The 5,313-nt window shown below is 41.2% G+C and carries 3 protein-coding genes and 2 pseudogenes; 2 read left to right on the top strand and 3 right to left on the bottom strand.

Features of this window, described 5'->3' with window-relative positions; genetic code table 11:
• Positions 1-260 precede the first annotated feature (260 nt).
• Positions 261-352: pseudogene (locus PX484_RS06605) on the top strand (transposase); the annotation flags it as partial.
• 133 nt (positions 353-485) lie between these two features.
• Positions 486-623: pseudogene (locus PX484_RS06600) on the top strand (IS630 family transposase); the annotation flags it as partial.
• A 126-nt stretch (positions 624-749) separates the two neighbouring features.
• On the opposite strand, the gene PX484_RS06595 reads toward PX484_RS06600, so the two are convergent.
• The 3 genes from PX484_RS06595 to PX484_RS06585 all read right to left on the bottom strand — a co-directional run.
• Positions 750-1,934 (bottom strand): hypothetical protein, encoded by a 1,185-nt coding sequence (locus PX484_RS06595; RefSeq protein WP_287765602.1) that lies wholly within the window; start codon positions 1,932-1,934, stop codon positions 750-752.
• 174 nt (positions 1,935-2,108) lie between these two features.
• Positions 2,109-3,875, bottom strand: coding sequence for a hypothetical protein (locus PX484_RS06590; RefSeq protein WP_287765605.1), 1,767 nt, complete (start codon positions 3,873-3,875; stop codon positions 2,109-2,111).
• Positions 3,876-4,852: 977 nt separating this feature from the next.
• Positions 4,853-5,313 (bottom strand): single-stranded DNA-binding protein (locus PX484_RS06585; RefSeq protein WP_288103205.1); only part of this gene is annotated, 461 nt, incomplete at its 5' end.

The following is a 5,313-nucleotide window of genomic DNA, read 5'->3' as shown; positions in this document are numbered from 1 at the left end:
GAACAACTTCGGGAAACCCTCCTAGATATCGAAGCTGATACCTACGCTGAATTTATTCGATCCGGCCGTTTAACTAGCAATTTATCCCCCGTCCTTCAAGAAATTCTCGCTGAAAGTAAAATTACTGATCAGTAGGACTATTTTGGGGTATATAGCGTTTCCTAAGCTAGTGAGGTACACCTATTTTTCTTCTCTTTTGCCTCTTGCCTAAAACCCATAACTTTTGTACCTCAGCAGACTGAAAAACGCTCTATTTGTTAATAGAGTTACTCTATTTGCCGCATTATTCGCCTAATCTGAATTTAATTGAAAGGCTGGGAAATTGGTCGAAAATAAATGTTTATATAGCAAATAAACCGCATACACAGGGAAAACATTAGTTTTGCTTTTTCGGCTGTGATCCTTGCATAGCATTTTATAGCAATACTTTTAATGCTTAATGGCTTGCCCGTGAAATTCCAGTTCTCTAGCTGGTTGCCGTTTAATATGACACCTTTTCTGAGTTTTCTTCGGCTATTTATGTATGTCTGAATGATGTCCATCTGAAACATAAAAAAGAACTTTATTCCTTGCTCACTCTAGGATTTCAGAAGTTTAATGAATCTCAGATTATGACCGTCTAAAGTAGATTTAAAAGTATATTAAATCAGGAGTTAAGTCTATCTAAGTACCTAAGCAAAATTAATTACACATATCTAACCACCTCTTGCCTTTTGCCTTTTGCCTTTTGCCTTTCTTCACTAGGAAATTTATTTTGCATGACTACTTATGTTAACCTCATGACCCACCCCGAGTTTTAAGCGAACTGTGTTAATACTATCCTTCCAGTCATTTTCATCAATTTGAATTTTAGCACTTGGGGAAGTATAGGTTTGTACACATCCATAGAGTTGCCCCAAAATCCCTGCTGCTCGACGAGCACAGAACTCGTAAATTGGAGGTGTCAAGAATCCCTGATTTCTGAGTTCTTCATCTTCAGCAGCAACAATCATGAGGTTGCTCAGACTTTCCACCTGTAGAGATGTCAAAACTAAATTCTTGTGGTAGCAACTTAAGGTGCGCCGCTTACGCTTACCGTGAGCGGTTAGGGGGATGGGAAACCAGACCGCCCGCCCCCGTTTCTGGTGATAGATTAAGCTTCCCTGTTGGGAAGGATGGATGACAGGGAATTGAAAACTCGTGTCGTTCAGGTCTGGCAATTGTTCTGAACTTGGCTCCATCCATGTCGTGACCGCTTCCAACATTTGATGAATCTCACTGTTCTGAATGCTTTGCGCTGGATTGATGCCATCTCCCTGTACTGGGGTAAATACTGTAAAGGGATCAAATGAGCGTATGCCATTTTCAGGAAAATCAGCCAAACCTAGATTTACCTTCTGAATCGTATTGAGGCAGAGTTGTGCTACTTCATCTAGACTTAGAGTCTGTCCCTGATATTGTTGGTAAATGTTTTGGGCTTCTTGGTTGCAATTGTTATTAGATTGAATACTGAATATATTATCTTGTCTAATCCGGAAGGCAGTTTCGATCACTTGTTGAGCAGTGAATGAACCAGAGTATGCTGCATGAATGACCAGAGCCAATCCAAAAGGATAATAAAAAGCCTCTACAAGAATCCGACATTGTGGCGTACTAACGGAAGGTAAATTTTGCTTACTACGGAAGGGGACGAGTTGTTTCCAAGCTCTGTCTGGTTTGATGTTTTGTAAGAGGACTGGCGGTCTATTATTATCTTTCAAATAGTGTCCCCAAAAGTAGTGTCTGTTTTTACCTAGTAACCAGGGCAGTCCATTAGGAAAATTCTGCTTGTATAGATCAGATTTTCCGACAAACGCTAAGGGGGCAGAAGATTGCTCTATGGTAAAAATATCGGTAAAAGTTTCTGTCCAAATAAATGAAAGCCGCAGTCTTTTTATTGAAGGTATCGATATCACTTGCCGTTTCCCCCTCTGGTAAGTTAGAATATAATTATATCGTATGCAAGACGGAGAAAAGTCGATAGGTCGTTTACTTAACACCGTTCTGTCTGGAGACAACGGACGAATCTCGGTAGAGAGGGTATGGTAAGCTGACAGGCAGATCCACGGGATCTGCCAAGATTTTCACAACTAAACATCTTCAATCTGAACTATTGACGATGGTTCAGCTCCTTCATGCCGCTGTAGTTGAGTGCCAGGCTGAGGGAACTGGGTGGGGCGTTGAATCCAATCTAGATTTTGCCAACTCACTGTTAGAAAGTCACTATCTTGACCTTGTTTAAGGAGCTTGGCGAGTTCATCTGCACGTCCTTGTCGCCCTCGTTGTTGGTTGATGTTTCTCTGTAGGTGAGTAAAGTTAGTTTCTGGGGCACCCATTATCATATGAATAATGTTTCTTGTCACCCATTGACTAATGCGTGGTATCAATCCTGCTTCCACTGGAAGATCGGTAAGAGGTTGACGGGCGGGTCGATATTTTAGTGCGATGGGAGGAATAACCCAGTGAGTTCCTTCTAGTGACGAATTAGGTTGTGCTACGAGAAACCCATCTCGGTCTTGCCCAGCAACAGACACTGGCTCTAAAGAAGCATTCAGATTGCGTCGGTGAAGCTTTTCAAGAATCGTGATCGGATCGTCATCAGGATTTGGGGTAATCTGCTGCTTCGACCAATTTTGCCATAGTGACAAAATAGAGTATACAATTAGTCCTAAAATTATCGAATATATCCAAAGGAAAAAGATATCATTCGTTCCATATTCTTCTAGATAGTTATTTTTTAGAATTACATTACAAACAAATGCTATTGTTAGCGAGATGAAGACACCAAAAAACCAAAACTCAACCTGATCGGGATTGAGTGGAAACTCTGCCTCCTCATCATTAGCTCTAAACAAACGCCAGATCCAAAGTTGCCTGATAGTCATCAACACCAAGAATCCAGGAAGGATAAAGAGAGAAGGAACTTTCAAAAGCTCTAGAATAGCAGATTCGCCAAAAACCCCAACATTAACCTCCTTTTCTTCTATGACGTTCCCTGTTTGCTCTTTTTCGTCTTGTTTCCACTTAAGCTTAATGTCAAATAAAAGTGTGTGTTTTCCCGGTTTAACCTGTTGTCCTGCTTTAATATTAATGGGAATGCTATATTTAGTGTTTGGGGCCACATCTTGATTGATAACTGTTTCCCCATTTTGTAGTTGAATAGGTGCTTTGTTAGGTGGAGACTTTTTGTCAGTTGGAGATTGAGTCGGGTTGACATTTTGATTGGAACTTTTCTCAAGATTTAAATTTTTCTCGAATGAAATAAAACTTGGTTTAGATGACACAACTTTTTCTATAGTGATCGGAAAATAAGCCTTATTTTTAATGATTAAATAAGCCAAGGCAGAGCGATTCTCATTCAATGTCTCCAGAGTGGTTTTGATTTCTATATCAACAATTTCTTCGGCTTTTTTAGGTGTCTGGCTCTTCACTTCAAGGACTGCGTTAGCAACCTTGGAAATACCTGCTTTGTTTTGGTAATCAATTTGAAAATAAACCTTCCCAATAATTGGTTCTGAATTTTTCTGGGAAAGTTTAACAGTCCAGGTAAATTCTCCTCCTGGTGGGAGACTGTCCACAGTTTTTATATTTTCTTTTTTATCGCCATTTATATTTATAGAAAGGTTGTTGTCGTCGATACTACTCAACCACCAATCAGCCAGTTTAATTTCCTGAAGTCTATCTTTTGTTGAAGTGTTGCGAATAATAATAAGTACCTTTGCTTCCTCATTTGAAATCGGCAGCTCCACCGATGTGGGTAAAATTTCGAGTGAAATAAGAGATGATTGAGCATAAACAGAGCTATAGAACGAGATAGTCTGTATCAAGAGTAGCGATGTAATAAAAATGATTGCCATTTTTATTATCCAAAAGTGCTTGTTTTGTTTCTGTCTATTAAAAATCGATAATTTTTTTTTCTGAAGCATTTCTAAATTCTCCCAGAAAGAAGGGGTAGTTTAAGCGCATCTCAAAGGCTATTGATCAATACTTTATCGAAAAAATCGGGTCTAAAACCTCGCCTTTTAAGGCGAAAAGTTTTTGGAGCGGGGCATAATACTAAATCCTGTTTAAAAGGTATGGGAAAGTGGGGAGCAGGGAGAAACAATCCATAACTTGGGATTTAATCACACTATTAAAAACGGATTTGGTATGAAACCTTTGCTTGACAAGCGAATGCTAACTTTTTTTCTAATAAAAACTCAAATTTCGGGTTTCTGTTAGTTAGCACTTGCTTGAAGGCTTACCCCATAAGAGAGCCAGACTTGAGGGACTGTAAGATTTTTGCCAGAGTTCCAGAAGATCGATAAACCCCTGTTACAAAAACGGCCTCCTGCCCTCTGCCTCCTGCCTTAGTTAACAAAGGCTCGCAGCATCCCCGAAGTAGCGATCGCTCCTCAAGAATGAGAACCCCACTAACTCAAAATCCGCAAAATCTGCACAGTACAAGAGTTCCGGATTTGCAGGTCTTGGATGGCGGTCACCTTCTTTTTGGGGATGTACTTGCGGGACTTGATCGGGCGGTCTGATCCGCAATGTCTTCGGCAGTACCTTCTTCAGAACCGAAGCGGTCATCGACTATCCCCCTGAACAATTAGAACGAGAGATGGACTGTTGATTAGGGATGCTGTCACCAACAGCACTTGCTTGATTAGGCCAGAACCCATTGGGCGACTGGACTTGCTGCCCCAAGTCTTCTCGACCATGTTGGCCCTCCCCACAGTAGCGGCTGAACCAGTGCCATTTCAGGAATGACAAAGTTAAATTCACACTCTGGAAAGAGGGAAAACCAGAACAAAAAAGGGAAAAATATCTGTAATTAATTCTGTCGGGGTGATTAGAAAGGAATATCGTCTAAATTTTCCTCCACCGATGTGTCGCTAGGTTGCCAAGCGGAAGGATTAGAAAGTTCATAGGATGCGTCATATTCAAAATCCCCGGTGGAGACAGGTGCGACGGGTTTCTCCACCTCGGTTTTATTCGATTTGTGGGTATTGACTGGCACGACTTTTTCCGGAGTCGGGGCCGTCATTTCACCGCTACTCACGCTGCCGTCAAGATGATAGAGATGACTAATGACTAATTCGGCCCGTTTTTCCTTAAAACCTTCGGGACGATCGATCGTCTGCATGGAGAGACGACCTTCTAAAATTACCCGATCGCCTTCATTATAGTTCTGAGCGACTTCTGAGGCCAAATTTCCCCAAGCTACGGCCCTTAAATTAGTCGGGGTTGCCTCGGCACGATTGGGAGAAAACTCGACTAACATTTGAGCGTAGGGAGTTTGATTATCTTGGG

The sequence above is a fragment of the Microcystis sp. M49636_WE2 genome, assembly GCF_030065375.1.
GTDB lineage: Bacteria > Cyanobacteriota > Cyanobacteriia > Cyanobacteriales > Microcystaceae > Microcystis > Microcystis aeruginosa_C.
This window is presented reverse-complemented; position numbering and strand designations above follow the sequence as displayed.

Bases quoted from the DNA above. Each gene is read 5' to 3' on its own strand.
- PX484_RS06590 (WP_287765605.1), bottom strand. From the start codon at position 3,875: ATGGCAATCATTTTTATTACATCGCTACTCTTGATACAGACTATCTCG.